The organism is Streptomyces sp. NPDC046261, assembly GCF_040646235.1.
GTDB lineage: Bacteria > Actinomycetota > Actinomycetes > Streptomycetales > Streptomycetaceae > Streptomyces.
This window is the reverse complement of record NZ_JBEYZU010000002.1, coordinates 223,954-250,464: the sequence shown is the minus strand read 5'-3', so window position 1 is coordinate 250,464 and position 26,511 is coordinate 223,954. Positions and strand designations below refer to the sequence as shown.

The 26,511-nt window shown below is 72.9% G+C and carries 22 protein-coding genes, 1 tRNA gene and 1 pseudogene; 18 read left to right on the top strand and 6 right to left on the bottom strand.

Features of this window, described 5'->3' with window-relative positions; translation table 11 throughout:
- Nucleotides 1–112: 112 nt before the first annotated feature.
- A tRNA-Ser gene (locus ABZ956_RS05415) sits at nt 113–202 on the bottom strand.
- A 114-nt stretch (nt 203–316) separates the two neighbouring features.
- A complete protein-coding gene (locus ABZ956_RS05410) occupies nt 317–2,026 on the bottom strand; it encodes a trypsin-like peptidase domain-containing protein (RefSeq protein ID WP_361887297.1) in 1,710 nt (569 codons plus the stop codon).
- Between the two features lie 218 nt (nt 2,027–2,244).
- Here ABZ956_RS05410 and ABZ956_RS05405 point away from each other — a divergent pair, with 218 nt between their 5' ends.
- From ABZ956_RS05405 to ABZ956_RS05395, 3 genes and pseudogenes are all read left to right on the top strand, one after another.
- Entirely contained in the window at nt 2,245–3,180 is a 936-nt protein-coding gene (locus ABZ956_RS05405; protein ID WP_361888028.1) for a glycerophosphodiester phosphodiesterase, read from the top strand.
- Nucleotides 3,181–3,233: 53 nt separating this feature from the next.
- Nucleotides 3,234–3,836 (top strand): annotated as a pseudogene (locus tag ABZ956_RS05400) (ATP-binding protein).
- 409 nt (nt 3,837–4,245) lie between these two features.
- Nucleotides 4,246–5,214 carry a DUF5926 family protein gene (locus tag ABZ956_RS05395; protein WP_361887294.1) on the top strand — a complete coding sequence of 323 codons (969 nt, stop codon included), beginning with the start codon at nt 4,246–4,248 and terminating at the stop codon, nt 5,212–5,214.
- Nucleotides 5,215–5,793: 579 nt separating this feature from the next.
- On the opposite strand, the gene ABZ956_RS05390 is transcribed toward ABZ956_RS05395, so the two are convergent.
- Together ABZ956_RS05390 and ABZ956_RS05385 are read right to left on the bottom strand one after the other, a co-directional pair.
- The gene (locus ABZ956_RS05390) at nt 5,794–6,435 is read right to left on the bottom strand and encodes a hypothetical protein (protein WP_361887291.1); all 642 of its coding nucleotides are present in this window, start codon (nt 6,433–6,435) and stop codon (nt 5,794–5,796) included.
- Nucleotides 6,436–6,895: 460 nt separating this feature from the next.
- The gene (locus tag ABZ956_RS05385; protein WP_361887288.1) at nt 6,896–7,639 is read right to left on the bottom strand and encodes a bifunctional DNA primase/polymerase; all 744 of its coding nucleotides are present in this window, start codon (nt 7,637–7,639) and stop codon (nt 6,896–6,898) included.
- Between the two features lie 800 nt (nt 7,640–8,439).
- Between ABZ956_RS05385 and ABZ956_RS05380 the strand changes: the two genes are divergently transcribed.
- The 3 genes from ABZ956_RS05380 (at nt 8,440) to ABZ956_RS05370 (ending at nt 11,937) form a co-directional block, all read left to right on the top strand.
- Entirely contained in the window at nt 8,440–9,942 is a 1,503-nt protein-coding gene (locus tag ABZ956_RS05380) for a PP2C family protein-serine/threonine phosphatase (protein ID WP_361887285.1), read from the top strand.
- A 148-nt stretch (nt 9,943–10,090) separates the two neighbouring features.
- Nucleotides 10,091–11,551, top strand: a complete 1,461-nt coding sequence (locus ABZ956_RS05375) for an aminopeptidase P family protein (RefSeq protein WP_361887282.1) — start codon at nt 10,091–10,093, stop codon at nt 11,549–11,551.
- Between the two features lie 134 nt (nt 11,552–11,685).
- Complete coding sequence (locus tag ABZ956_RS05370) at nt 11,686–11,937, top strand: SCO4226 family nickel-binding protein (protein ID WP_361887279.1); 252 nt, start codon at nt 11,686–11,688, stop codon at nt 11,935–11,937.
- Between the two features lie 81 nt (nt 11,938–12,018).
- Here the strand turns inward: ABZ956_RS05370 and ABZ956_RS05365 are convergent, their stop codons facing one another.
- Nucleotides 12,019–12,501, bottom strand: coding sequence for an ATP-binding protein (locus tag ABZ956_RS05365; protein WP_361887276.1), 483 nt, complete (start codon nt 12,499–12,501; stop codon nt 12,019–12,021).
- Nucleotides 12,502–12,715: 214 nt separating this feature from the next.
- Between ABZ956_RS05365 and ABZ956_RS05360 the strand changes: the two genes are divergently transcribed.
- From ABZ956_RS05360 to ABZ956_RS05320, 9 genes are all read left to right on the top strand, one after another.
- Nucleotides 12,716–13,507: a hypothetical protein gene (locus ABZ956_RS05360; RefSeq protein WP_361887273.1), complete on the top strand. Its 792-nt coding sequence runs from the start codon at nt 12,716–12,718 to the stop codon at nt 13,505–13,507.
- Nucleotides 13,508–13,666: 159 nt separating this feature from the next.
- Nucleotides 13,667–14,413 carry a YcnI family protein gene (locus ABZ956_RS05355; protein WP_361887270.1) on the top strand — a complete coding sequence of 249 codons (747 nt, stop codon included), beginning with the start codon at nt 13,667–13,669 and terminating at the stop codon, nt 14,411–14,413.
- A 101-nt stretch (nt 14,414–14,514) separates the two neighbouring features.
- Entirely contained in the window at nt 14,515–15,168 is a 654-nt protein-coding gene (locus tag ABZ956_RS05350; RefSeq protein ID WP_361887267.1) for an SCO family protein, read from the top strand.
- Complete coding sequence (locus tag ABZ956_RS05345; RefSeq protein WP_361887264.1) at nt 15,168–15,653, top strand: copper chaperone PCu(A)C; 486 nt, start codon at nt 15,168–15,170, stop codon at nt 15,651–15,653. Before ABZ956_RS05350 ends, ABZ956_RS05345 begins: the two co-directional genes overlap by 1 nt.
- Nucleotides 15,654–15,659: 6 nt before the next feature.
- Nucleotides 15,660–17,588, top strand: coding sequence for a FixH family protein (locus ABZ956_RS05340; RefSeq protein WP_361887261.1), 1,929 nt, complete (start codon nt 15,660–15,662; stop codon nt 17,586–17,588).
- Nucleotides 17,588–18,880: an iron uptake transporter deferrochelatase/peroxidase subunit gene (efeB, locus tag ABZ956_RS05335; protein ID WP_361887259.1), complete on the top strand. Its 1,293-nt coding sequence runs from the start codon at nt 17,588–17,590 to the stop codon at nt 18,878–18,880. The genes ABZ956_RS05340 and efeB overlap by 1 nt, the downstream gene beginning before the upstream one ends.
- 100 nt (nt 18,881–18,980) lie before the next feature.
- Complete coding sequence (gene pheA, locus ABZ956_RS05330) at nt 18,981–19,931, top strand: prephenate dehydratase (protein ID WP_361887257.1); 951 nt, start codon at nt 18,981–18,983, stop codon at nt 19,929–19,931.
- Between the two features lie 580 nt (nt 19,932–20,511).
- Complete coding sequence (gene serS / locus ABZ956_RS05325; protein ID WP_361887256.1) at nt 20,512–21,789, top strand: serine--tRNA ligase; 1,278 nt, start codon at nt 20,512–20,514, stop codon at nt 21,787–21,789.
- Nucleotides 21,786–22,604, top strand: a complete 819-nt coding sequence (locus ABZ956_RS05320; RefSeq protein ID WP_361887253.1) for an HAD family hydrolase — start codon at nt 21,786–21,788, stop codon at nt 22,602–22,604. Before serS ends, ABZ956_RS05320 begins: the two co-directional genes overlap by 4 nt.
- Here ABZ956_RS05320 and ABZ956_RS05315 read toward each other — a convergent pair.
- Entirely contained in the window at nt 22,525–23,292 is a 768-nt protein-coding gene (locus tag ABZ956_RS05315) for a rhomboid-like protein (protein ID WP_361887251.1), read from the bottom strand. The two genes, ABZ956_RS05320 and ABZ956_RS05315, sit on opposite strands and share 80 nt — an antisense overlap.
- 94 nt (nt 23,293–23,386) lie before the next feature.
- On the opposite strand from ABZ956_RS05315, the gene ABZ956_RS05310 reads away from it, so the two are divergent.
- From ABZ956_RS05310 to ABZ956_RS05300, 3 genes are all read left to right on the top strand, one after another.
- Nucleotides 23,387–24,097: an FCD domain-containing protein gene (locus ABZ956_RS05310; RefSeq protein WP_361887248.1), complete on the top strand. Its 711-nt coding sequence runs from the start codon at nt 23,387–23,389 to the stop codon at nt 24,095–24,097.
- A 109-nt stretch (nt 24,098–24,206) separates the two neighbouring features.
- Entirely contained in the window at nt 24,207–25,511 is a 1,305-nt protein-coding gene (locus ABZ956_RS05305) for an MFS transporter (RefSeq protein ID WP_361887246.1), read from the top strand.
- A 52-nt stretch (nt 25,512–25,563) separates the two neighbouring features.
- A complete protein-coding gene (locus ABZ956_RS05300; protein WP_361887243.1) occupies nt 25,564–26,499 on the top strand; it encodes an aminoglycoside phosphotransferase family protein in 936 nt (311 codons plus the stop codon).
- The last annotated feature ends 12 nt before the right edge of the window (nt 26,500–26,511 follow it).

The following is a 26,511-nucleotide window of genomic DNA, read 5'->3' as shown; positions in this document are numbered from 1 at the left end:
CCGCGCACACTGGTCGACGACGGGATACCGGCGGTTCGAGGTGGGACAGGACCCACGCGAAAGGGGCGCCCCCATGCAGGGGCACCCCTTCTGACCAGCGCCTTCGCTGGGCTGGCGGAGGCTGAGGGATTTGAACCCTCGGTGACATCGCTGCCACGACGGTTTTCAAGACCGTTCCCTTAGGCCGCTCGGGCAAGCCTCCCCGCGTCGCGACAGCCGTCGCGGCGCGGGGACAGCCTACCGGGTGCGCCGTCGCGGGACGGAGCCCCGGGCGGGGCCGAGGACTTCGGGCCGGGTGGCGTGTGCCCGGGTGGGGTCAGCTGTCGCCCTTGCGCTCGCCCAGGATGATGTCCACCGTGTTCTGCTTGCCGTCGCGGGTGTACGTCAGGCTGACCTTGTCGCCCGGCTTGTGGGTCCAGATCTCGCTGATCAAAGTGGGACCGCTGTCGATCTGGGTGTCACCCAGCTTGGTGATGACGTCGCCCGGCTTGAGGCCGGCCTTGTCGGCGGGGCCGCCCGGGGTGACGGCGGGGGTGCCGTTGGCGCCGCTGGGGGCGATCTTGGCGCCGTTGCCGCCCTCCTTCATGTTCACCGTGGCCGAGATGACCGGGTAGATCGGCGTACGGTTCTTGATCAGCTGCTCGGCGACGTTCTTCGCCTGGTTGATCGGGATCGCGAAGCCGAGGCCGATGCTGCCCGACTGGCCCTGGCCGCCGCCGAAGCCGCCGCCACCGCCGCCCGCGGACTGGATGGCGGAGTTGACGCCGATGACGGCGCCCTGGGCGTTGAGCAGCGGGCCGCCGGAGTTGCCGGGGTTGATCGAGGCGTCCGTCTGGAGGGCGCTCATGTACGACGCCTGGCCGCTCCCGCCGCCGTCGCTGGAGGCCACAGGGCGCTTCTTGGCGCTCACGATGCCGGTCGTGACGGTGCCCGACAGGCCGAAGGGCGCGCCGATCGCCACGGTCGCGTCGCCCACGGCCGCCTTGTCGGAGTCGCCGAGCGGGAGAGGGTTGAGCTTGACGCCGGAAGGGTTCTTCAGCTTGATGACCGCGATGTCGTAGCCCTGGGCGCGGCCCAGCACCTCGGCGTCGTACTGCTTGCCGTCGGAGAACGTCACCGCGAGCTTGCCGCTCTCGGCGGCCGACGCCACGACGTGGTTGTTCGTGAGGATGTGGCCCTGCCGGTCGTAGACGAATCCGGTGCCGGTGCCGCCCTCGCCGTTGCCGCCCTGCGCCTCGATGGTCACGACGCTCGGCAGCGCCTTGCTCGCGATGTCCGCGACCGAACCGGGAGAACGGCTCTCGATCTTCGGGTCACCGGACGACGAGACCGTGGTGGAGGTGTCGCTTCCGGTTCTATCGGCCGCCCAGTAGCCGACGCCGCCGCCGATGCCGCCCGCGAGCAGCGCCGCGGCGAGCACCGCCGCCACGAGACCGCCGCCCCGCTTGCGCGGCGGCGGGGTGGGAGCGCCCCACATCGGGGCCGGGCCGCCGGGCCCGCCCGCCGAGCCGTCGGGAGCCCCGCCGTAGGGCGGGGGCGCGTCGGCGCCGCCGTACCAGCCGCCGGAGGCCGGACCTCCGGAGCCCGGCGCCCCGGCCGCCGCGAACGCGGCGTGCGGTGCGTGCGGTGTCTGCGGTGCGTGTGGTGCCTGTGCCTGGCCGTCCGCCGGAGCGGGGTACTGCGCGGTCTGACCGGTCACGTCCGCCGCCGGATATTGCGCGGTCTGACCCTCCGCACCCGTCGCCGGGTACTGCGCCGTCTCCGCCGGCTGCCCGGAGACCGGCTCCGCCACCGGAGCGCTCGCGTCAGCAGGCGCAGGCGCGGGCTCGGGCGGAAGCTGCGCCGGCCGCTCCTCGGTCTGCGCCAGCGCCACCGCCTCCGTCGGGGCCGGCGGGTTCGCCGGAACGGGCGGGACCGCGGGCGCGGGGACCTGCGTGGACTCGGACGACGACGCCTCCGATGCCGGAGACGCCGTACGCGGCCCCGCCGCGGACGGAACGGCGGCGCCCTCGTTCTCGGTGCTCACAGTTGTCTCCTCAATCAGGTACACGTCAGTTGTCGCGACTTCCGGCCACACTCGCATGTGTCTCGCATCCAGCTTTTCCCATGACGCGTCAGACCACCGTAAGCGGAGCCTGTGACCTCGGGTGCGAGTCCTTACTACAGGACAAATCACACTCCCTGCGCGATCGCGCCGGCCGGTGGCACCATAACGCGGTGACCTACGCACACCCGGCCGGGGACATGCGTCCCGAGCGCCACCCCCTCGACGTCGTCGCCCACCGCGGAGCCTCCGAGGACGCTCCGGAACACACGCTGGCCGCGTACCGCAAGGCGATCGAGGACGGCGCGGACGCGCTGGAGTGCGATGTGCGGCTGACCGCCGACGGGCACCTGGTCTGCGTCCACGACCGCCGGATCAACCGCACGTCCAACGGCCGCGGCGCCGTCTCCACCCTCGAGCTGGCCGACCTCGCGGCCCTCGACTTCGGGTCCTGGATGGGGCAGGCCGGGGACGCGGAGGCCCCCGACCGGGCCCTGGACCGGGACCTCGGCGGGGACTTCGACCCGGACGCCGGCCGCCGGACGGGCCGCGGAAACCGCTCCGCGGCCGGACGTACGGGCTCCGGATCCGGCCATCGGGCCGGGCCCCGGGCCGGCAACACCGACCCCGACCGCACCTCCGTGCTCACCCTGGAGCGCCTCCTCGAACTCGTCACCGACTCCGGCCGCCGCGTCGAGCTGGCCATCGAGACCAAGCACCCCACCCGCTGGGCGGGGCAGGTGGAGGAGAAGCTGCTGACCCTCCTCAACCGCTTCGGGCTCGCCGATCCGCCGCCGGGCGAGCCCTCGCCCGTACGGGTGATGAGCTTCTCGGCCCGCTCCCTGCACCGGGTGCAGGCGGCGGCGCCCGCGTTGCCGACCGTCTATCTGATGCAGTTCGTCTCCCCCCGCTACCGCGACGGCCGGCTGCCCGTGGGCGTGGGCATCGCCGGACCGAGCATCCGCATCGTCCGGAACAACCCCGACTACGTGGCCCGCCTGCACCGCGCCGGCAATCAGGTGCACGTATGGACCGTGAACGAGCCCGAGGACGTCGAACTGTGCGCCCGCCTCGGCGTGGACGCGGTCATCACAAACCGGCCCAAGGCGGTACTTACCCAGCTCGGCCGACGGTAGCGGCCATTACATGGAGTGCACCGGCGCGTTCGGTGCGTATTCGAGCGTCGCGAGTGCCCCACCGCGTCGAGGTTGGCCGGTTTCCGGTCCAGTCCATTGGGGCATCCATCCCCTGACGTGGGGCAAAGGAGGTCTCGGGGGTGGCGTTGGTGGTGGCACAGGAGGTGCCCACGTCGTCGATCATGGCCGTACCCCATGGTCCAGCCGGTGTGGGCGAAGCAAGACACCGGATGCGCAAGGACTTGCGCACCAGCGGGGTACCGGAATCGGTCATCGACGACGCGGTACTGATCCTTTCGGAGCTGCTCAGCAACGCGTACCGGCACGGTCGCCCGCTGAGCCGGGACAACGGCAAAAGAGACCGCGAGGGGCACGGCGGCATCCTCGCCGCCTGGCGGGTCGACGGGCGCGGCAACCTCACCGTCGAGGTCACCGACGGCGGCGGGCCCACCCGGCCCTTTCCGGCCACTCCCTCCGTCACCGCGCGCGGCGGCCGCGGACTGAACATCATCAGCGCGCTCTCCCAGGACTGGGGCGTACGGGACTCCCTCGGCGAGGTGACCGTCTGGGCGGCGCTCTCGGTACGCGCCGGCTTCGCCACGCGCATGGACCCCGACCCCGTCCTGACCTTCTCCGACCTCGACGAGCTGGCGTGATGACGCGCGTAGACCGCTCGCCGCGCACCGGCATCCCCGGCATCCCCTGCCACACCGCATGACCAGCGGTCCATAACCGGCAGCGGGCAGCAGCGGGCAGGGGCCGGGCCCCGGGCCGCCGCTCCACCGCCGCTCCACCGCCGTACGCACGCGCCCGTACCGCACCCGTCCGTACCCCGCCCGCACCCGCACCCGTAACCACCCACCCGGCCACCACCCAGGCGTACGCACCCGTCGCCTGCCGTCCGCGTGCCCTCCGCGCCCCTTCCCGCGCGTGCCCGGCTGTGCCGACACACCGGGCGCTAGGCTCGCGCCCGTCAACGCAGCAATGCCGTTCGGCACACGAGCGCCCACACGAGTTCGCCCTCGGGCACCGCGCCGGACGCAACGATCGGGAGACACGCACACCATGGCCAAGAAGCGCCGCCCCCAGACCAAGGCCGCCACGCCGCAGGCCGGCGACGCGCCGATCCCTGTCGTCGGCGCCCGCGAGCCCTGCCCCTGTGGCTCGGGCAGGCGCTACAAGGCCTGCCACGGGCGTGCCGCCTCGCACGCGGTGGCCGAGCTGGTGCAGCGCCCCTTCGAGGGCCTGCCCGGCGAGGCCGACTGGGTCGCGCTGCGCGAGCTGGTGCCCGCCGCGACCGTCGAGCTCAAGCTCAAGGACGGGCTGCCCGAGGGCGTGCCCTCCGTGACGCTGGCGACCGTGCTGCCGATGGCCTGGCCCGCGCTGCGCCGCGACAGCGGCGCCGTGCTGCTGGGCCTGCAGAACGACACCCCGACCGGCGACCTCAGCCGCGACCTGGCCGACACCCTGCAGCGCGCCCTGGCCGCCCAGCCCGGCACCCCGGTCACCGCGGAGCGCATCGGCGCCGACGGGCCGCGCCTGCAGGACCTGCTGGACCTGGACAGCCCGTTCGAGCCGGTCGTCCACACGGGCTTCGAGTTCTGGATCGAGAACGCCGAGAACGCCACCGGCGAGGTCGCCGCCTCGCTGGAGCGGGCGAACGCCGCCGCCATCCCGACCGTCCGGCTGTCGGGCGTCGAGGCCGCGTACTGGTGCGAGACGCCGGAGAAGAACCATCTGCGCTGGGTCATGACCCACCCGGAGGAGCAGCTTCTGGACGCTCTGGCGCGGCTGCACGCCACGGGCGGCACGTCGCTCGGCGAGGGCACCCGTCTGGTCGGCTCGTTCCGCGCGCACGGCCTGACCGTGCCGGTGTGGGACCTGCCCAGCGGGATGGGCGCCGAGGACGTGGCGAAGCCCGCCGCGGCCTTCGCCGAGCGGCTCGCCGCCGCGCTCGCGGACGACAGCCCGCTGACGGCGGAGGAGCGTCGCGCCCGCGGCGGTCTCACCAGCCGTCAGGTCACCCTGAACTGACCCGGAAATCCATTCGGACAACCGCCAGGAATCAGCCGCGCCGCCGCACCCCGGCGGAATGAATGATTCCGGCGGTCGCCGCCGGAAAACCCGGGTAAATGGCGGGTCAAACTGCGTGACTCCTGTCACAACTCCCGCTTCCAGGCCGGAAATCCGCGTCCGGAAATCCGCGATCGAATTTGCGAACCGCGGATCTCTTGTTACGGTTCTAGAAGCCCGGTCGCTGGTGCATCCCCCGTCGCCAGCGACCGGGCGTTTCCATGCCCGGACGCGCCCGCCGGAGCCCCCGAAGACCGGCGGCACCCTCCCCGGGCCCCCTCCGGGAAGCCGCGAAGGTACGCACGGGCGGCCCACGCCTCAGCCGCGAAAGCCCCGCACCGCCCGCCGCGTCGCCGTACGCCATCGCCGTACGCCCCGTAGGCGCCTCTCAGGCCGCCACGCCAAGCTCCGGGCCCCTGGCGGCCCCTGAAGCCCCGCAGACAGCCCCCGAACGGCCTCCAGCGACCTCCCAGCGGCCTCCGCCCGGCGCGCACGCCGTCCTGGGCGCCCCCTCCAGAGGCGCCCGCGCGGGGCGCGCGCCTAATCCTCCTCGGACGCCGGTGAGTTGCTGCCGGAGCGGAGCAGCAGCTTCCCATCCGTCGAGGCGATCTCCGCCACCGCCGCATACGAGCCATGTCCGCGCAGGGTCGGTTCGTGGGGCGTCTCGCACATGTCCGGATCATCGGTCGCGGCCATCCGGCACTGCACCTGCACGGTCCGGCCGGCGGGCGCCATGAGCGTGAGGACGCCCGTCAGGGGCGCGCCCGTCGCGTTGCGGTAGTACGTGCGGGCCCAGGTCTCCCGCGACTGTTCCAGGACGCACGTCTGGGCCTCGACGCCTTCGGGAGAGGCCAGTTCGGGGCCGCACCGGGCCGCACCGCGGTCCGGGTCGTCCAGGTCGGGGCCGTAGGGACCGTAGGGGTCACGGGGCTCACGGGTGCCGCCGAGGCCCAGGAGGTCCGAGGGGCGCGTGTGATCGCCGTCCGGGCCGAGCGGGCCGCCCGCGGCGCCCGGGCCGCGGAAGCCGGCCGGCCGCAGCAGATCCGCTCCCGTGCCCCCGCCCTTGCCCCGTTCCGCCTTCTGCCGGGGCTTTTCCCGGCCGCTCAGGCTCGCCGGGCCCGCCGTGGCGACCGCCAGCGGCAGCACGACGGCGACAGCCACCGCGCCGGCCAGCGCGATCATCCGGAAATTCGCCGCACGTCGCGAAGACGCGACGGGCACACGGGACGCACGCACCATGGGACCACCTGCAATTCGCCGCGGAAGCTGACTCGCTCGATCGCGGGGACGGACCGGAATTGATCGCGGGGACGGATTCGGACGCACGCCCGCCGGGCCGGCGGCGCCCTATGTCCCGGCGCCCGCCACAGCCCTAGTGCCGAACATAGGGGCACGACCGCGTTCTTCAGGACCTCGCACGGCCGTTTCCTGCAGTTCTTTCGGCGGCTTACACCCTTACGAGTGAGAGCGCGTGCGTCTCCCGTCCGTACGCGCCCTCACACACCCGCTCGGGGCACCACCGTCACACCGCCCCGGACCCCGGTGGATCCCGCACACCGGCCCCGCACCGGCCCCGTACGCCGGCTCCCCGGGACGTCACCCCGCCGCGTCAGCCCGGCGCGTCAGCCGCCCGTCGCGTGCGTCAGTACGTCAGGCGGCTGCCGCCGCCACCGGGCGCGCCCGTGCTCCGTACGCTCTGCTCCACCAGGACGTCGACCACCGAGGCCACGTCCGGCAGCCACGGCCGGGCCAGGCCGTCCACGCGGCGGCCGGAGGCCGCCCGCGCGCCGCGGCCGCCGGACGCGGCGCCCGCCGGCCTCGGCGCCCGCTCCCAGCGGACCCGTCCGGCGCCCGTGGGCGAGGGCGGCAGCACCGCGTAGCCGCCCTCGCCGTGGAAGCGCAGCGAGCCGGGCACCCAGTCCTGGTTGTTGAGCAGCTCGCCGAGGACCTCGAGCGAATAGGGGGCCACCAGCAGGGACCAGCGGGTGGGGGTGGCCACCACCGGGCCGAGCCGTACGCCCGCCCGGTCGAACGCGGCCAGCGCACGGGCCCCGGCGACCGCCGGCAGGCTCACGGCGCAGGGCGCCCGGCCGCCGGTGGCGAGCACGACGGGCGCTTCGGGACGGTTGGTCCACCACCAGCGGACCATCCGGGCATCGGTGGTCGCGGCCAGCAGCCCGGGGTCGAACGGGTGGGCGCCGGGGACCACGCAGTCGGGGTCGGGGCAGCCGCATTCGCGTACGCGGCCGATGCCGGGCCGCAGGCCCACACCGGGGAGTACGGGCCACTGCCACTCCGTGGCGTAGGTCAGGGCCGCGGTGAGCACCGCGGACCGGCCGGCCCGCCGGAGGGAGAGCTTGCGTCGCCTTCCGAGGATCTCGCGCATGAGCGCTCGTTCCTTTCCGTGAACGCCGAAGGAGGGTCCCTGCCGTCGGACAAGGACCGTCTTGCACATACATGAACACGTTGGCAGGAACTGCATGGACCGCAGAGAACTGCGGGAACTGCATGGACTGCACGGACTACGCATAGCCCCTGGGATTGCGGGGACTACATGGCACTACGGGCACTGCTCGGCGCGGTACTCAACGCGCCGTCGCCCCTCGGACCGGCACACCAGGTGGATCACGGGTCGCCGCGCGTACAACGCAGCGCATCACGCCATGGGCCGAGCGTGAAACCTGGCGGGGGGTGGCGCGCGCATGGCGCTTCGTGCTGAGCCGGTGCGCCCCTCGCCCGTGGCGTGGGTTGCCCCACGCCGCTCGGGGATGGGCGTGGCCGTCGACCGATAAGACGCTCGGGCCCGCCGCCGGGTTGCGGGGCGGCCCCAACTGCCGCTGCCCTTCACCGAGTACGTACCCACCGTGGTGGATGTGACGCGTTGTTGGAGCGACGCCAGTCGACAGCAAAACACGGGCCACGGCACTTTTTTCCGGCCAAACTTCAAGGCGGTATGGAACCTCACCAGACACCACCAATCCCACTGGTCCAATGCTGGACATTCCCTTGCCCGGGCGTGTACATGTGGAGCACTGATAGCACGCAACACGACAGGGGGTTTGCGATGCTATTGCGCAGAAAGCCCAGGCCAACCAGCTGGTCAAGCGGCTTCGGCGGAGCGCCGCGGGCCGTGTCCCCGACGTGCCCGGAGCCCGGCCGCGCACGGCCCTGCCGGAACAGCCGGCCATGAGCGCCCCGCACCTGCCGAAAGTGGCCGGAATCAGTCCACCGGTCCCCGCCCCCGCGCACACTTCCGCCCCCGCAGTTCCCCCCACTCCCCCTGCTTCTGCCTCTTCTGGTCCCGCCGGTCCCCCCGCTTCCCCCACCCCTGCCGGCCCCTCGGCCCCCTCCCCGGCCGCCCTGGTGCAGGACCGTCTCGCGGGCTGGGTCTCCGACCTCACCACGCTCCAGGAACTGACCGAGCGGCTCACCCGGACCTCGCACCTCGACGACGCCCTGCGCGAGGTGCTGCGGGCCGGCGCCTCGCTCGTGGGCGCGGGCCGCGGGCTCGTCACCCTGCACCCCGCCGGCACCGGCGACGGCGCCCCGGGGCACCCCGTCACCGTCGGCCTCGGCCTCGGCCTCGCCGACCTCGGGCACATCGAGACGATCCCGCACGCAGGGGACTCCGCGGCCCACAGCCCGTACGTACGGCTGCTCGACGACCTTCCGCCCGTCGGCGACCGGTCCGGCACGGCGCACCCCGACATCCCCCGCGAGCACGGCCTCGACCCCATTCACCGCGAGGTCGCGGCCCGCCTGGGCTACGCCGCCAGCTACGCCGTCCCGCTGGAGTCGCCGGCCCACCCGGCCACGGACTCCGGCGCTCCGCCCGCCGCCGGGCGGATCGGCGCGGCCGTCTGGCTGTACGACGAGCCGGCCGAGCCCACCGAGCGCCAGCGCCATCTGGCCGGTCTGTACTGCGGTTACGCCACCGAGCACCTCGCCCGCCTGCTGGAGCTGACCCACGCCCGCGAGACCGTCGCCACCCTGCGCGAGGAGCTGCTGCCCAGCCGGCTGCCCCGCGTCCCCGGCGTCCGCCTCGCCGTCCGGCACCGCACCGGCCCGCACGGCGGCGGCGACTGGTACGACGCCCTCGCGCTGCCCGAGGGGGCGCTCGGCCTCGCCCTGGGCGGAGTCACTGGTTCCGGGCCCGGTGCGCTCGCCGCGATGGGCCGGTTGCGGGCCTCCCTGCGCGCGTACGCCGTCATGGAGGGCGAGGATCCGGTCGCCGTGCTCTCCGACCTCGAGCTGCTGCTCAGGGTGACCGAGCCCACCCGGGCCGCGACCGCCCTGTTCGCCTACTACGAGCCGGCGGAGCGCAAGGTGATCGTCGCCGGGGCCGGGCACTGCTCACCGCTGATCATCGGGTCGGACCGGGTCGAGTACGTGGAAACCTCGCTCTCCGCGCCGCTGGGGATGCTGGCGTGCTGGGAGGCGCCCAGCGTGGAAATCGAACCGGCGCCCGGAGAAACGCTCCTCTTCTACAGCGACGGCCTGCTGCACCGCAGCGGCGACAGCATGGACCGGGCCTTCTCCCGGCTGCACTCGGCCGCGGCGGGCGTGCCCAGGTCGGCGCGGCGGGACCCGGAGGCCATCGCGGACCACGTGCTGCGCACGGTCCTGCCGGACGGCAGCCTTCCGGAGGGTGGCGGTGACGTGATCCTCCTCGTGGCCCACTTCGAATGACCTTCTGAGACCGGCCGCGTCGCCGGACCCTCACCTGCGGTCATCCTGTATGAACGCATGTCCGCCGCTGACTGTTCGGTCACAGCCTTCTCGGGCACTTTCCCCCACACATACGATGGAAAGCGGCCCCGTTCGAGGAGGAAATGCAGTGACCGAGCAGCAGCCCGCGCCCGAGAACCCCGAAGGTGACGAGCCGATCAAGCAGCGGAAGAACGGCCTCTACCCGGCCGTCTCCGACGAGCTTGCCGAGAACATGAAGGCCGGCTGGGCCGACACCGAACTGCACGACCTGCGTCCGATAGCCCAGGCCGCCGAGACCGCCCGCCGCCGCGCCGAGCTCTCGGCCCGGTTCCCCGGCCAGCGCCTGGTGATCCCGGCGGGCAATCTGAAGACCCGCTCCAACGACACCGAGTACAGCTTCCGCCCCTCGACGGAGTACGTGTACCTCACCGGCGACCAGACCCAGGACGGCGTCCTGGTGCTCGAGCCCACCGGGGGCGAGGGCCACACCGCGACGATCTACCTCCTGCCGCGCTCCGACCGGGAGAACGGCGAGTTCTGGCTGGACGGCCAGGGCGAGCTCTGGGTCGGCCGCCGCCACAGCCTGACCGAGGCCGAGCAGCTGCTGGGCCTGCCCGCCAAGGACGTGCGTGAGCTGCCCGACGCCCTGCGCGAGGCCACCGGCGACGTCCGGGTCGTCCGCGGCCACGACGCCGGCATCGAGGCCGCCCTGGCCGACAAGGTCACCGCCGAGCGCGACGAGGAGCTGCGCGTCTTCCTCAGCGAGCAGCGCCTGGTCAAGGACGCCTTCGAGATCGGCGAGCTGCAGAAGGCCGTCGACTCCACCGTCCGCGGCTTCGAGGACGTCGTGAAGATCCTCGACAAGGCCGAGGCCACCAGCGAGCGCTACATCGAAGGAACGTTCTTCCTGCGCGCCCGCGTCGAGGGCAACGACATAGGCTACGGCTCCATCTGCGCCGCCGGCCCGCACGCCACCACCCTGCACTGGGTGCGCAACGACGGCCCGGTCCGCTCCGGCGAGCTGCTGCTGCTCGACGCCGGCGTGGAGACCCACACCCTCTACACCGCCGACGTGACCCGCACGCTGCCCATCAACGGCACGTACAGCGAGCTCCAGCGGAAGATCTACGACGCGGTGTACGACGCCCAGGAGGCCGGCATCGCGGCGGTCAGGCCCGGCGCCAAGTACCGCGACTTCCACGACGCCGCGCAGCGGGTACTCGCCGAGCGGCTCGTGGAGTGGGGCCTGATCGAGGGCCCGGTCGAGCGCGTCCTGGAGCTCGGCCTGCAGCGCCGCTGGACCCTGCACGGCACCGGCCACATGCTCGGCCTGGACGTCCACGACTGCGCGGTCGCCCGCACCGAGACCTACGTCGACGGCGTCCTGGAGCCCGGCATGGTCCTGACCGTCGAGCCCGGCCTGTACTTCCAGGCCGACGACACGACCGTGCCGCAGGAGTACCGCGGCATCGGCGTCCGGATCGAGGACGACATCCTGGTCACCGAGGACGGCAACCGCAACCTCTCGGCCGGGCTGCCCCGCACGTCCTCGGACGTCGAGGCGTGGATGGCCGGCCTCAAGGGCTGATCCCCGCTCCGCACCCGGACGGCCCCTCGGCCCCGCGCACGGCGGGCCGCGGGGCCGTCCGGGCGAGCGGCGCCACGCCGGGCGCGGGCGCATGATGGTGGCAGGGGCATCACCAGCGAGGGAGGTGCCGGGCCATGACGAAGTTCATGGACGTCCACCACGGCATGCAGGGCATCACCAAGGACCAGCTGGCCACCGCGCACCGCGCCGACCAGGCGATCGAGCGCGAGGAAGGTGTGCACTTCGAGCACGCGTGGGCGGACCCGAAGTCGGGAACCGTCTACTGCCTCTCCGAGGCGCCCTCGGCGGACGCGGTCAAGCGCATCCACGAGCGGGCCGGCCACCCGGTCGACGAGGTGCACCAGGTACCTCTGGAGATCTCCTGAACCGTACCTCTGGAGATCTCCTGAACGGAGCGCGCACGCCGGCGCCGGGCGTCACGACGCGCGGCATCACGACGCGCGGCATCACGACGCGCGCAGCAGCGCCGCCGCGGGCGGGCCGCCGTCTCTCCACTTGAGGATCTTGTCGAAGCTGACCACGGCGCCCTGGCGGCCCGGGCGGTTGCGGACGCGGACGTGGTCGGTGAGGGACTCGATCAAGAAGAGACCCCGGCCGTGTTCGTCGTGGACGGGGGCCGGGGTCCTGGTGTGCAGCGTGCGGGCCGGGTAGCGGCGGGCCCGCCGGGGCCGTTCGGCGAATCCGGGTCCGGAATCGGTGACCTCGATGCGACAGGTGTCCCCGTCGATGAGCGCGGTGACGCGGTAGCCGGTGGAGGCGTCACCGCCGTGCTCGACCGCGTTGGCGCACGCCTCGCTGAGGGCGACCGCCAGGTCGTAGGAGGTCTCGGGGTCGACGCCGGCCGTCTCCATGGCACCGATCAGAAGCCGCCGGGCGAGCGGAACGCTCGCGGCCTCGCGCCGCAAGTGGAGTGACCACCAAATGCTCATGCTCAGCCTCCTGGCTGCGGCTCGACATACCGATACGTATAGCCACGGTGGGCGCCGCGTAAGCCTGCGGGCCGTGTGAGTCCGCTCATTCGGCCGACGCGCCATGTGGGTGAGGGCGTGTATGGGACAAGGTGACAAGTCGGGCTTACCGATTCGCGGCGGCCCGCACCCTGCCGTAGGGAATCGGTAAGCGCGGTGGGATGATGGCGCAGCCATGCCTCACCCCGTCGCGCGCGCCGGCGCCGATCTGCGACTGATCCGGGCCGCGGTGTTCACCGCGGTCTGTGTTCTGCTGTCCGCGGGCGGGCACGTGCTGGCGTCGTGCGCGAGCGTTCCGTTGTGGACGCTGGCCGCGGGGTTCGCGGTCGTCTTCGCGGTGGCCGTGCCGCTGGCCGGGCGGGAGCGCTCGCTGCCGGGGATCGGCCTCTGCCTGGCCGTCGGACAGCTCGCGCTGCACACGCTCTTCGGCCTGGGACAGCACGTCACGGGCGGCGGGACGGCCGGCCGGCAGGCCGCCGCCGAGGGCGGACTGATCCGCTTCGCCGCGCAGCTCACCTGTGACCAGGGCCCGATGTCCGCCGGCCGGGCGCGCCAGGTCGTCATCGACGCGGGCCTCGACCCGGCCGTCCACCCCGCGGCCGTGGGCATGCCCGCCGGTGGCGTGGCGCCCGTCCGGGCGTCCCTCGCGCACACGTTGCTGCCGTCGCTGCCCATGGTGCTCGGCCACGTCCTGGCCGCGCTGGCCGTGGGCTGGCTGCTGCGGCGTGGCGAGGCCGCGCTGTGGCGTGCGGTGCGGCTGTCGGCGCGGTCGGCCCGCGGTGTCGCGGAGGCCGCGCTCGTGCGTGCGCTGCGGGCCGCGCTGGTGCTCGTCCGCGTACCGGCCGTGGAGCCGCCCGTCGCGGCCGCGCGCCCGGGGCGCGCGCAGGACGAGCGCCCGGCGCGGGAGCCGGAGCTACGGCATCTGGTGATCAGGCGGGGCCCGCCGCGCCTCGCCCTCGCGGCCTGACGACGCGACGTACTCCCCACACCCACCGCATGACGCCCCGACGGCCTGCGGTTCACGGCTCATGGCTCATGGCTCATGGCTTACGGCGGGAGGACGGTCGCGCTGCCGCCGCACGCGCGCCATCCCTTTCCTTCCCTCCTGCCTGTGGAGTGTTTTCCCATGACCGCATCGCGCCTTCGCGCCGTTCGTACCTCTCTTGTCGGCGGCATCGCCGCCGGCAGCCTGCTGCTGCTCGCCGGCCCCGCCTTCGCGCACGTGAGCGTGCAGCCGGGCACCGCCGAGAAGGGCGGCTACAGCACCATCAACATCAAGGTGCCGAACGAGAAGGACAACGCCTCGACCGTGAAGCTCGAGCTCAGCCTCGACCCCAAGCACCCGCTGGTCTCGGTGATGCCGCAGGCGGTGCCGGGCTGGGAGGTCAAGGTCGAGAAGACCAAGCTCGACAAGCCGGTGCAGATGCACGGCAAGGAGATCAACGAGGCCGTCAGCAAGGTGACCTGGAGCGGCGGCAAGATCGAGCCGGGGCAGTTCCAGCAGTTCCCGCTGTCGGTCGGCAAGCTGCCCACCGACGCCGACGAGCTGGTCTTCAAGGCGCTGCAGACCTACTCCGACGACGAGGTCGTCCGCTGGATCGACGCGTCCACGCCGGGCGGTCACGAGGCCGATCACCCGGCCCCGGTCCTCAAGCTCGTCGCCAAGGGCTCCACCGGTCCGGCCGGCAAGACGGACGGCAAGGAGGCGAAGGACGGCACGGCCGCCGCGGCCGCCGCCAAGGACGAGAAGGCCGCCGGCTCCGACGGCGGTTCGGACACCACCGCCCGGGTCCTCGCCGTCGCCGGCATCGTCGTCGGCGTGGCCGGCGCCGCGTTCGGCGTGCTCGCCGGCCGCCGCCGGTCCGCCGCCTGACGCACCCCGTACGGCACCACAGCACGGAAGGTCCCGTCGGGCGGGCGCTCGCACCGCCCGACGGGACGGCACCGACCCACTCCCTGGAGAAGAAGCACTCCATGCGCACCAAGATCCTGGGCGCGGCCCTGGCCACGGCCGCCGCGCTCGCCCTGACCGCCTGCGACGGCTCGGGCGGCGGGGGCGACAAGCCCGCCGCCGACGTCTCGGCCGAGCCCACGAAGGCCGGGGCGATCGTCCTGGACTCGCCCAAGGCCAAGCCCGACCTGGTCCTGAAGGACACGTCGGAGAAGACCTACGAGCTGGTCAAGGAGACCAAGGGCCGGCCGGTCCTGCTCTACTTCGGCTACACCTACTGCCCCGACGTCTGCTCGACGGTCGTCTCCGACATCGCGGCCGCCGAGAAGAAGCTGCCGAAGGCGGACCAGGAAAAGCTCCAGATCGTCTTCGTGACGACCGACCCCGAGCGCGACACCCCCAAGAGGATGCGCGAGTGGCTGGACGCCCAGGGCGGCCAGGACATAGTCGGTCTGACCGGCGACTTCGCCACGATCCAGGCGGCCGCCAAGCCGCTCGGCATCCTCGTCGAGCCGCCCAAGAAGGAGAAGGACGGCTCCGTGACCGTCAGCCACGGCGCCGAGGTCGTCGGCTTCTCGCCGAAGGACGACTCCGGCCACTGGCTCTACACCGCTTCCACCACGTCCGAGCAGTACGCCAAGGATCTCCCGCAGATCGTCAAGGGGGAGAACCCGTGATGCGCAAGTCCAGCACCGCCACCGCCGCCACCGCCGCCGTCCTGCCGCTCGCCGTCGCCGCGGGCCTGCTGCTGACCACCGGCTGCCAGTCGGAGAAGAACGCCCTCTCCCCCGGCAAGCCCGCGCTGTCCGTCAGCGGCGCCTACCTGCCGCAGCCGGCGATGACCGACATGGCCGCCGCCTACTTCACCGTCACCAACGACGGTGGCAAGGCCGACCAGCTCACCAAGGTCACCAGCCCGCTCTCGCCGGAGGTCACGCTGCACACCACCGAGGGCTCGCAGATGAAGCACGCGCGGCAGCTGGAGGTGCCCGCGAAGGGCAGGCTGACGCTCACGCGCGGCGGCACGCACCTGATGCTCGGCAAGCTCGGCCACAAGCCGAAGAAGGGCGAGAAGGTCGAGTTCACGCTGCACTTCGCCACCTCGGCACCCATCAAGATCAAGGTGCCCGTCGAGAGCGCGACCTACCGTCCCAAGGACTGACGTGCGATGAAGACCCCGTTCACCGGGCCGCCCCGGGCCGCCGCACGACTGGCGGCACTGCTCGGCACGCTGCTCGCCGCACTGCTGTGCTCGCTGACCCTCGGCGCGGGCACCGCGTCGGCCCACGCGGCGCTCACCTCCACCGACCCCGCCGACGGGTCGGTGGTGGCTGCCGCGCCCCGGCAGGTCAGCCTCGCCTTCTCCGAGGGGGTGCTGCTGAGCGCCGACTCGGTGCGGGTCCTGGACCCGCGCGGCGAGCGCGTCGACGAGGGCCGGCCGGCGCACGTCGACGGCAAGTCCGAGACGGCGGCCGTCGCGCTGCGCGGCGGGATCGCCGACGGCACCTACACGGTGGCCTGGCAGGCGGTCTCGGCGGACAGCCACCCGGTGGCCGGGGCCTTCACCTTCTCCATCGGCGCGCCCTCGAAGACGTCGGTGACGGTACGGACGGCGGCCACCGCCATCGACCCGACCGTCGGCGCGTTCTACGGGATCGGCCGCTATGCGGCGTACGGGGGCTTCGTCCTGCTCGTCGGCGGCTGTGCCTTCGCCGGCGTGTGCCGCTCGACGCGGCCCGTGCAGCGGGTCGCGGTGGCAGGCTGGGTCGCGCTGTTCGTCTCGACGGTGGCGCTGTTGCTGCTGCGGGGCGCCTATACGAGCGGCAAGGGGCTGGGCTCCGTCGCCGACCTGACGCTGCTCGGCGACGCGCTGGCCACCAAGCCGGGCGCGGCGCTGCTGTCCCGGCTGCTCCTGCTGAGCGCGGCGGCCGTCTTCCTGGCGGTGCTGTTCGGTTCGTACGCCGGGGAGGAAAAGGAGGAGAACGCGCGCGTGTCCTCCGGCGGGCGCCGGAACCTCGCGTACGGGCTCGGGATCGGCGGCTTCGTCGTCGCGGGCGGGCTGGCGGCGACGTGGGCGATGGCCGAGCACGCGTCGGCCGGGATCCAGCCCTGGCTCGCCATGCCGGTCGACGTGGCCCACCTGCTGGCCGCGGCGCTCTGGCTGGGCGGCCTGGCGGCGCTGCTGGCCGCGCTGTTCTCGGGCGGGACCGTGCCGCAGACGGCGGTCGAGCGCTTCTCGCGCATGGCGTTCGCGTCGGTGTGCGTGCTGGTGGTCACCGGCCTCTACCAGTCCTGGCGGCAGGTCGGCTTCTCGTGGAGCACGCTCACGGGCACGGAGTACGGGCGCTGGCTGCTGCTCAAGGTGGCCCTGGTGGCCGCCATGCTGGGCGCCGCCTTCTTCTCGCGCCGGTGGACGGGCCGGCTCGCCGACTCCGCCACCGCCGGACGTCCGGCGGGCGCGGCCGTACCCAGGGCGCCGGCCGTGAAGAAGACCCAGGGTCCCGTCGGCAGGCCCGCCGCGGGGGACCCCGTGCGGGCCGCCCAGCTCGCGCGGCAGCAGGCCGCGCTCGACAAGGCCGCCGGCAGGCGCGAGCGCGACGCGGACGAGAACCGCGGCGGACTGCGCCGCTCGGTCCTCGCCGAGGCGGCGATCGCCGTCGTCCTGCTGGCCGTCACCACGCTGCTCACCGGCACCCAGCCCGGCCGCGCGGAGGCCGGACAACAGCGCGCCGGGGCCCCGGCCGCGCCGGCCACCGGGCCGGCCGAGGTACGGATCGCCTACGACACGGGCGGCCGGAACGGCCGCGGCACGGCCCGCGTCAGCATCGATCCCGCGCGTACGGGCGCCAACACCGTCTCCGTCACTCTCTCGGACCCCTCCGGCCGCCCTGTGGACGTACCTGAGCTGACACTGTCCTTGACGGAGAGAGAAAAACAGATCGGTCCCCTGCGGGCCGCGCTGGAGCGTCAGTCCGCCGGCCACTGGCAGGCAACCGGTTTCCAACTCCCCATGGCCGGCGACTGGCAGCTGTCCCTGACCGTACGGACCTCGGACATCGACCAGGTCACCGAGATCGAAAACGTGAAGATCAATTGATGGCTGACAAGACTGACACCGCGCCCGCCGAGAAGGCCGGCACCACATCCGCCACCACCGGCATCTCCGCGGTCTCCAGACGGCGGCTGCTGGGCACCGCCGGAGCCGCCGGAGCGGCCGCGCTCGTCGTGGGCGGCGTCGCCGGCGCGGCCGGCGCCTCGGCCGTGGGCGGCAAACCCGAGCCGCTGTCCTCCGTCGGGGCGGCCGTCGTGCCGTTCCACGGCCCCCACCAGGCGGGCATCGTCGAGCCCTCGCAGGCGCACGGCCATCTGGTCGCCTTCGACCTGGTGCCCGGCGCCGACCGCAAGGCGGCGGCGGCCCTGCTGCGCCGCTGGTCGGACACGGCGGCGGCGATGGCGGCGGGCAACACGCCCCAGGGCGGCGACCTGGGCATCGCCCTGGACGCGGGGCCGTCGTCCCTGACGGTCACCTTCGGCTTCGGCCGCACCTTCTTCGACCGCACCGGGCTGGTGGACAAGCGGCCCGCCGCGCTCGAGCCGCTGCCCGCGTTCACCGCCGACGCGCTCGACCCCAAGCGCAGCGAAGGGGACCTGTGGGTGCAGATCGGCGCCGACGACGCGCTCGTCGCGTTCAACGCGCTGCGGACGATCCAGAAGCAGGCGGCGGGCACGGCCCGGCTGCGCTGGCAGATGAACGGCTTCAACCGCACGCCGGGCGCCACCGACCAGCCGATGACCGGCCGCAATCTGATGGGCCAGATCGACGGCACCAACAACCCCAAGCCGTCCGACGCCAACTTCAACCAGCGCGTGTTCGTCCCCGACGACCGCACCGGCGCCGACGCGTGGATGGCGGGCGGCTCGTACGTCGTCTTCCGGCGCATCCGGATGCTGCTCGACAGCTGGGACAACCTGACGGTGGCGCAACAGGAGAAGGTCATCGGCCGCCGGAAGTCGGACGGCGCACCGCTGTCGGGCGGTACGGAGAAGACCCGGGCGGATCTTGAGAAGGTCGGCCCCGACGGTGTCCTGGCGATCGCGGGCGACGCGCACGTGCGCGTGGCGTCGCCCGCCTCCAACCGCGGGGCGGCGATGCTGCGGCGCGCCTTCTCCTACCACGACGGCTTCCGCGACGACGGCGCCCCGGACGCGGGCCTGCTGTTCATCGCCTGGCAGGCGGATCCGATGAAGGGCTTCGTCCCGGTCCAGCGCAAGCTCGACCGCGGCGACGGCCTCTCCCGTTTCCTGCGCCACGAGGCCAGCGGCCTGTTCGCGGTGCCGGGCGGCTGCGCGGAAGGCGAGTACGTGGGGCAGAAGTTGCTGGAGGGGTGAGGCCCCCGCCGGGACCGGGGGGGACGCTTTCCCGAACGCCTCCGCGAACCATGGGTAGGGTGGCGAAGCCCATGGTGATCGATCCGGAGGAACGCGCGTGATGTCGTCGGCCAGCCGCTACACCTACCTCGGCCCCGAGGGCACGTTCACCGAGGCCGCCCTGCGCACGCTTCCGGAGGCGGCCACGCGCGAGCTGGTCCCCATGGTCTCCGTGCCCGCCGCCCTCGACGCCGTGCGGGGCGGCGAGGCCGCCGCGGCGCTCGTGCCGATCGAGAACTCCGTGGAGGGCGGCGTCACCGCGACGCTCGACGAACTGGCCACCGGCGAGCCGTTGATGATCTACCGCGAGGTGCTGCTGCCGATCGCCTTCGCGCTGCTCGTGCGGCCCGGCACGCGGCTGGAGGACATCAAGACGGTGACCGGGCACCCGGTCGCGCAGCCGCAGGTGCGCAACTGGCTCGCGGCGAACCTGCCGGACGCCCTGTGGGAGTCGTCGGCGTCGAACGCCGACGGTGCGCGCCTGGTGCGCGAGGGACGCTACGACGCCGCGTTCGCGGGGGAGTTCGCGGCGGCGACGTACGGGCTGGAACCGCTGGTCACCGACATCCACGACGCGCAGAACGCGCAGACCCGCTTCGTCCTGGCCGGCCGTCCGGCGCGGCCGGCGGCCCGCACGGGCGCGGACCGGACGTCCCTGGTGATGTGGCAGCGCGACGACCACCCGGGCGCGCTGCTGGAGTATCTGCAGGAATTCGCGGTGCGGGGCGTCAACCTCATGCGGATCGAGTCACGGCCGACGGGCGAGGGCATGGGGCGCTACTGCTTCTCCGTCGACTGCGAGGGGCACATCAGCGACCGCCGGGTGGGCGAGGCGCTGATGGGGCTCAAGCGGACGTGCGCGAAGGTGCGGTTCCTGGGCTCGTATCCGCGTGCGGGTGTTGACCCGGATGCCCGGTCGCATGCCTCGGCGGCCCCGCGGCCGGGAACGTCGGACCATGATTTCGTGGCGGCGGCGGACTGGCTGGCGCGCTGCCAGGACGGCCGGGCCTGAGAAACGCCCCTTACCCACAGAGTTATCCACAGGCAGCTCTCGACCTGGGGATAAGTCGACACATTGAGCTGTCGAGAAGTGTGGCGAAACGGTCAAGGTCGACAAATCGCTCCCGCTCACCCTCCGGACCGTCCACAGGCCCGCGCCTGCGGTCCCCTGCCCGCCCCGTCTACCGAAAAGCCTCGAACAACCCATTAGGGCGAGCGAATCCCACCCCAAAGAGTGTCCGGGTGATGTTTGCCGGGAGAAACTCTGACGAATGACAGAAGAGGCGGAAGCTGGGATTCCGGCATCCACAGATTTCGCGCACACCCTGTGGACAAAGAACCGGAACGATTGATTCCTGTGGACAACGGGCGCCTTCAACTGCCGCCCTCCACAAGGATGATCACCCGTGGACGCGGGCCCTTTCCCCCTGCCACGCCCCCCTTGTTCCGGCCTTGTTCCGGTTTTCCGGAAATTCCCGCACGGGTCGGCCCTGACGTCGCACCGCCTTTTCCGCTGCCCCAGAGGGGGGCAAATCACCACGAAAAGGAATATCGCGTCGAGCAACCGCAGTGCGCAACGGTAGCCTGGAGGGGTGATTGACCTTCGCCTGCTCCGTGAGGACCCCGACCGTGTGCGCGCGTCCCAGCGCGCCCGTGGAGAGGACGTCGACGTCGTCGACGCGCTGCTCTCCGCCGACGAGCGGCGCAGGTCGTCCAGCGTCCGCTTCGACGAGCTCCGCTCCGAGCAGAAAGCGCTCGGCAAGCTCATTCCCAAGGCCACCGGCGACGAGAAGGCCGCCCTGCTGAAGAAGGCGGGCGAGCTGTCCGCCGCGGTCAAGGCCGCCGACGCCGAGCAGGACGAGGCCGCGGCCGAGGCCCAGCGCCTGCTGCTGCAGATCGGCAACCTGGTCCACCCGGACGTGCCGCGCGGCGGCGAGGACGACTTCGTCGTCCTGGAGACCGTCGGCACCCCGCGCGACTTCGCGGCGGAGGGCTTCGAGCCGAAGGACCACCTCGAGCTCGGCCAGACCCTCGGCGCGATCGACGTCGAGCGCGGCGCCAAGGTCTCCGGCTCCCGCTTCTACTACCTGACGGGTGTCGGCGCGCTGCTGGAGCTCGCCCTCGTCAACGCCGCCATCGCCCAGGCCACCGCCGCCGGCTTCACCCCGATGCTCACCCCCGCGCTGGTCAAGCCGCGCGCCATGGAGGGCACCGGCTTCCTCGGCCAGGCCGCGCAGGACGTCTACCACCTGGAGAAGGACGACTTCTACCTGGTCGGCACGTCCGAGGTGCCGCTCGCCGCGTACCACATGGACGAGATCATCGAGGCGGACCAGCTGCCGCTGCGCTACGCCGGCTTCTCCCCGTGCTTCCGCCGCGAGGCCGGTACGTACGGCAAGGACACCCGCGGCATCTTCCGCGTCCACCAGTTCGACAAGGTGGAGATGTTCTCCTACGTCGCGCCGGAGGACGCCGAGGCGGAGCACGCGCGCCTGCTGGAGTGGGAGAAGCAGTGGCTGACCAGCCTCGAGCTGCCCTTCCAGGTCATCGACACCGCCACGGGCGACCTGGGCTCCTCCGCCTCGCGCAAGTTCGACTGCGAGGCGTGGATCCCCACCCAGGGCAAGTACCGCGAGCTGACCTCGACGTCCAACTGCAACGAGTTCCAGGCCCGCCGCCTGTCCGTGCGGATGCGCGACGGCAAGAACGTCAAGCCGCTGGCGACGCTCAACGGCACGCTGTGCGCGGTGCCGCGCACCATCGTGGCGCTGCTGGAGAACCACCAGCAGGCCGACGGCTCGGTGCGGGTGCCCGAGGCGCTCCGCCCGTACCTGGGCGGCCGTGAGCTCCTGGAGCCCCTCGCCAAGTGAGTGACGGCCCCAGCTCCCCCCTGCCCTACCGGCTCGTCGCCACCGATCTCGACGGCACGCTGCTGCGCTCCGACGACACCGTCTCGGAGCGCACCCGCGCCGCCCTGAAGCTGGCCACGGCGGCGGGTGCCGCGCACATCGTCGTCACCGGGCGGACCGTCGCCTGGACGAAGCACATCCTGGACTCGCTGGACTACCGGGGGCTGGCGGTCTGCGGACAGGGCGCGCAGGTTTACCACGCGGGCGAGCACAGACTGCTGACGTCCGTGACGCTCGACCGGCAGCTCGCCGGGCTCGCCCTCGCCAAGATCGAGGCCGAGGTCGGACCGCTGTTCCTCGCCGCCAGCCGTGACGGCATGGACGGCGACGTCCTGGTCGGTCCCGGCTACCGGGTCCAGGAGGGGCCGCTGCCGGCGGTCCCGATCACGGACCCCGGTGAGATCTGGTCGGCGCCCCTGAACAAGCTCTACCTCCAGCACCCCGAGCTCGACGACGACGCCCTGGCGGAGGTCGCGCGCACGGTCGCCGGCGGTCTGGTGGGCGTGACCATGGCGGGTTCCGGCATAGTCGAGCTGCTGCCGCTGGGCCTGAGCAAGGCCACGGGCCTGTCGCTGGCGGCGCGCCGGCTGGGCGTCAAGGCGGCCGAGACGATCGCCTTCGGCGACATGCCCAACGACGTGCCGATGTTCGGCTGGGCGGCGCACGGCGTCGCGATGGCCAACGCGCACGACGAGCTCAAGGCCGTGGCGGACGAGATGACGGCCTCTCACGACGAGGACGGCATCGCCCTCGTCCTGGAGCGGCTCTACCGCTGAGGCGCTGCCTGACGGCCTCGGGGACGGCCGCCGGCACCAGCGTCCGGGCCGTCCCGGGCGCCGCCCACGTGGGCCGCCCGCGCGTCAGTGGCCGGCACGCCAGCCCCAGTCCCAGGGCGATCGCGTGCCCGACGTCGGTGAACGTGCCGCCCGTCGTCAGCGGCACGGCGAAGAAGAGCACCACCCCCGCCAGACAGAGCCAGCGCCAGGGCCGGGGCACGCGGTAGACCAGGACGCCCAAGGCCCCGGCGAGCCCGTACGAGACGCCTATGTCGACAACGTGCTTCATCGAGCGTGGCGCCGAGTGGCTCTCGATCGCCATCAGCAGGACCTCCTGGCTGATCAGCGTCGCCGCGATGTGCGCGACGGCGACCGTGACCAGCCAGCGCGCGGTGCCCAGCCAGCGCTCGACGTTGGCGTGGACGAGCTCGAAGAGGGCGGCGTAGAGCAGGAACGAGGACGGGTCCGCGATCCAGAAGCCGCTGATGAGCAGTGACTGCAACGGGTGCTTGGTGAGCTCGTGGATGTTGCTGCCGGTGCGGTGGAGGAGGAAGCTCTCCAGTCCCTCGCTCGCCGAGGCGATGACGAGGCTGGTGATCCCGATGATCAACAGCCAGATGTGGGTGCCGGGCGAGGATCGGACCCAGGAACGGATCCCGTCGACTGTCACCTTTCGGTCGACTGCCACCTTTCGACGGTAGCCCGGAGGACGGGGCCCCGCAGTGGTGGAGTTGTAGGATGACTGGGCAACCGGTTGAATCGGCTCACCGTCCGGAGGAGAAATGGCACTGCGAGCGGCGGGACGCCAGTCCCTCGTGGACACCGTCGTGGAACAGCTGCGCGCCCAGGTCACCGCCGGCGAGTGGGGGGTCGGCGAGCGCATCCCGACCGAGCACGCCCTCGCCGAACAGCTTCAGGTGGGCCGCAACACCGTCCGCGAGGCCGTACGCGTCCTCGTCCACGCCGGCATGCTGCGCTCGCGGCAGGGCGAGGGCACCTTCGTGGTCTCCACGGCCGACCCCGGCGAGATCATGCGCGGTCTGCGGCGCGCCGGAGTGCGCGACGTCCTGGAGCTGCGCATCGCGCTGGAGGCGGAGGCCGCCCGGCTGGCGGCGCTGCGGCACGAGCCCGCCGACCTGGAGCGGATGCGCGCCGCGCTGGACGCCCAGACGGCGTTCGAGGACGCCGAGGGCCAGCCCGACTCCGGGAACCTCGAGCTGTACGCCGACCACGACGTCGAGTTCCACCGGGCCGTCGTGGAGGCCGCGCACAACACCGCGCTGACCGCGACCTACGCCTGGTTCAGCAGCTCGGTCCGCGAGGCGCTGGTCACCGCGCTGGGCGACCACGACATGCCGCGCATCATCCACGGCGACCACCATGCCCTCATGGAGGCCATCGCCTCCGGCGACCCGGAGGCCGCCGGGCGCGCGGCGCGGGCGCTGCTGGAGCGGCCCAAGCAGGCGGTCGAGTCGCTGCTCACCGAGCGCTGACGCGCCCCGCGCCGCGCACGGCCCGGCGGGCGCCCCACGGCGCCCGTCGGCACCAGTCGGCGCGCATTCACCCCCGCACCACCCGCACCACCCCTGGAGAGGCACCCCCATGTCGGAATCGAGGCCGCAGACACCACTGATCGACGCGGAAGAGGCCCTGCCGCCCACGGCCGCGCCGGCGCGCTCGGCCGGACCGCGCGTCGCCCGCGCCCACCCCGCCCTCGTGATGCTCGGCATCGTCCTCGCCTCGCTCAACATGCGGGCCGCGCTCGCCGGGGTCTCGCCCCTGATGGGCGAGATCGGCGACCACTTCCACCTCGCGGCGGCGGCGAGCAGCCTGGTGACCACGATTCCGCTGGTCTTCATGGGACTGGGCTCGATCGTCGCGCCCCGCCTCGCCCGGCGCTGGGGCACCGAGGCCGTGCTGTGCGGCGCGCTCGTCCTGCTGGCCGCCGGCATCCTGCTGCGCGTCGCGCCCCCGGTCGTGGCCCTCTTCGTCGGCTGCGCGCTCGTCGGCACCGCGATAGCCCTGCTCAACGTGCTGATGCCCGGCCTGGTCAAGCGGGACTTCCCGGACCGGGCCGCGAGCATGACGGCGCTCTACTCCACCACGCTGATCCTCGGCGCCACCGGCGCGGCCGCCTCGTCCGTACCGCTGGAGACCGCCCTCGGCGGCTGGCAGGGCTCCCTCGCCTCCTGGGCGCTGCTCGCGGCCGTCGCGGCACTCGTCTGGCTCCCGCAGGCCGTACTCGGCCGCCGTGACGCCCGCAGCAGCGCCGCCACGGCCGCCACGTCTGCCATGTCTGCAACGGCCCCGGCGCCCCGGCAGAGCGCCGCGGACGAACCGAGCCTGACGCGTTCGCCGCTGGCCTGGCAGGTCACGCTGATGATGGGCACCCAGTCGCTGATCGCCTACGTGTGCATCGCCTGGATGCCGACGATCTTCACCGACCACGGCATGAGCAAGAGCCAGGCCGGCATCATCTACGCCTTCTACACGCTCGTGCAGATGGCCGGTTCGTTCGTCGTCCCGATGCTCTCCGGACGCATGCGCGACCAGCGCGTGCTGGCCGTCGCCGTCGTCGCCCTCATGACGGCGGGCGTCACCGGACTGCTGACCGCCCCCGTGGCCGGTGCCTGGGTCTGGGCGACGCTGATGGGCGTGGCACAGGGCGGTCTGCTCGGCCTCGCACTGACGCTGATGGTGCTGCGCACGCGCGACGCGCACACGGCGGCGCGGCTGTCGGGCATGGCGCAGACGTGGGGCTATCTCCTCGCCTCCGTCGGACCGTTCGCCATCGGTGCCGTGCACCAGGCGACGGACGGCTGGACGCTGCCCGTCGCCCTGCTGCTCGTCGCCTGTGCGGCGCTGCTCTTCCTGGGGCTGGGCGCCGGGCGCGATCGGAAGATCTGAGGCGTTGGGCTCCATGAGGACGTCACCCGCGCCACAGGAGGAGCCCGCCGCCATGCACGCACCCACCCGGATCACGATCCCGGCCGGCCTGGTCGAGAACCATGACGACATGCCGGAGGGCGAGGGCGGCCCCGAGTGGATCGCCACCCTGCCGGACCTGGCGGAGCGCTTCCTGGACCACTGGAACCTGCGCCCCGACGGGCCGGGCGCGCACGGCGCGGTGGCGCTCGTCCTGCCCGTGCTGCGCGAGGACGGCTCGCCGGCCGCGCTGAAGCTGCAGCCGGTCACCGACGAGAGCGTCGGCGAGCCGCACGCGCTGCACGCGTGGGGAGGCGACGGGGCGGTCCGCCTCCTCGACCGGGACGACGCGTCCGGCACGCTGCTGCTGGAACGGCTGGACGGCGGCCGTTCGCTGATGGACGTACCGGACGCCGAGGCCGCGCTGCTGACGCTCTCCGCGCTGCTGGGGCGCCTGCAGAAGACGCCCGCGCCGGCCGGCCTGCGCCGTCTGGAGGACGTGGCGGGCGAGATGCTCGACGACGTGCCGGGTGCGCTCCCGGCGTTGACCGACGCCGCCGAGCGACGGCTGCTGGCCTCGTGCGCGGCGGCCGTCGGCGACGTCGTCGGCGAAGCCGGCGACCAGCTGCTGCACTGGGACCTGCACTACGAGAACGTGCTGGCCCCGCTGCCGGGCTCGGGCCGCGAGCCCTGGCTCGCCATCGACCCCAAGCCGCTGGTCGGCGACCCCGGCTTCGACCTGATGCCCGCGATCGGCGACCGCTGGGACGAGGTGGTCGCCACGGGTGACGTGGAGCGGGCCGTACGCCGCCGGTTCGACCTGATGACGGACGTCCTGGGCCTGGACCGGCAGCGGGCGGCGGCCTGGACGCTGGCCCGGGTGCTGCAGGACTCCCTGTGGGACATCGAGGACGGGGAGAGCGCGCTGCAGCGCAAGCACATCGCGATCGCGCGCGTGCTGTTGCGCTGAGCCGCCCCCCGC

Coding starts and splice junctions, on each gene's coding strand:
- ABZ956_RS05405 (WP_361888028.1), top strand. CDS start 2,245: ATGCGTCCCGAGCGCCACCCCCTCGACGTCGTCGCCCACCGCGGAGCC.
- ABZ956_RS05395 (WP_361887294.1), top strand. CDS start 4,246: ATGGCCAAGAAGCGCCGCCCCCAGACCAAGGCCGCCACGCCGCAGGCC.
- ABZ956_RS05390 (WP_361887291.1), bottom strand. CDS start 6,435: ATGATCGCGCTGGCCGGCGCGGTGGCTGTCGCCGTCGTGCTGCCGCTG.
- ABZ956_RS05385 (WP_361887288.1), bottom strand. CDS start 7,639: ATGCGCGAGATCCTCGGAAGGCGACGCAAGCTCTCCCTCCGGCGGGCC.
- ABZ956_RS05380 (WP_361887285.1), top strand. CDS start 8,440: ATGAGCGCCCCGCACCTGCCGAAAGTGGCCGGAATCAGTCCACCGGTC.
- ABZ956_RS05370 (WP_361887279.1), top strand. CDS start 11,686: ATGACGAAGTTCATGGACGTCCACCACGGCATGCAGGGCATCACCAAG.
- ABZ956_RS05365 (WP_361887276.1), bottom strand. CDS start 12,501: ATGAGCATTTGGTGGTCACTCCACTTGCGGCGCGAGGCCGCGAGCGTT.
- ABZ956_RS05360 (WP_361887273.1), top strand. CDS start 12,716: ATGCCTCACCCCGTCGCGCGCGCCGGCGCCGATCTGCGACTGATCCGG.
- ABZ956_RS05355 (WP_361887270.1), top strand. CDS start 13,667: ATGACCGCATCGCGCCTTCGCGCCGTTCGTACCTCTCTTGTCGGCGGC.
- ABZ956_RS05350 (WP_361887267.1), top strand. CDS start 14,515: ATGCGCACCAAGATCCTGGGCGCGGCCCTGGCCACGGCCGCCGCGCTC.
- ABZ956_RS05345 (WP_361887264.1), top strand. CDS start 15,168: ATGCGCAAGTCCAGCACCGCCACCGCCGCCACCGCCGCCGTCCTGCCG.
- ABZ956_RS05340 (WP_361887261.1), top strand. CDS start 15,660: ATGAAGACCCCGTTCACCGGGCCGCCCCGGGCCGCCGCACGACTGGCG.
- efeB (WP_361887259.1), top strand. CDS start 17,588: ATGGCTGACAAGACTGACACCGCGCCCGCCGAGAAGGCCGGCACCACA.
- pheA (WP_361887257.1), top strand. CDS start 18,981: ATGTCGTCGGCCAGCCGCTACACCTACCTCGGCCCCGAGGGCACGTTC.
- ABZ956_RS05310 (WP_361887248.1), top strand. CDS start 23,387: ATGGCACTGCGAGCGGCGGGACGCCAGTCCCTCGTGGACACCGTCGTG.
- ABZ956_RS05305 (WP_361887246.1), top strand. CDS start 24,207: ATGTCGGAATCGAGGCCGCAGACACCACTGATCGACGCGGAAGAGGCC.
- ABZ956_RS05300 (WP_361887243.1), top strand. CDS start 25,564: ATGCACGCACCCACCCGGATCACGATCCCGGCCGGCCTGGTCGAGAAC.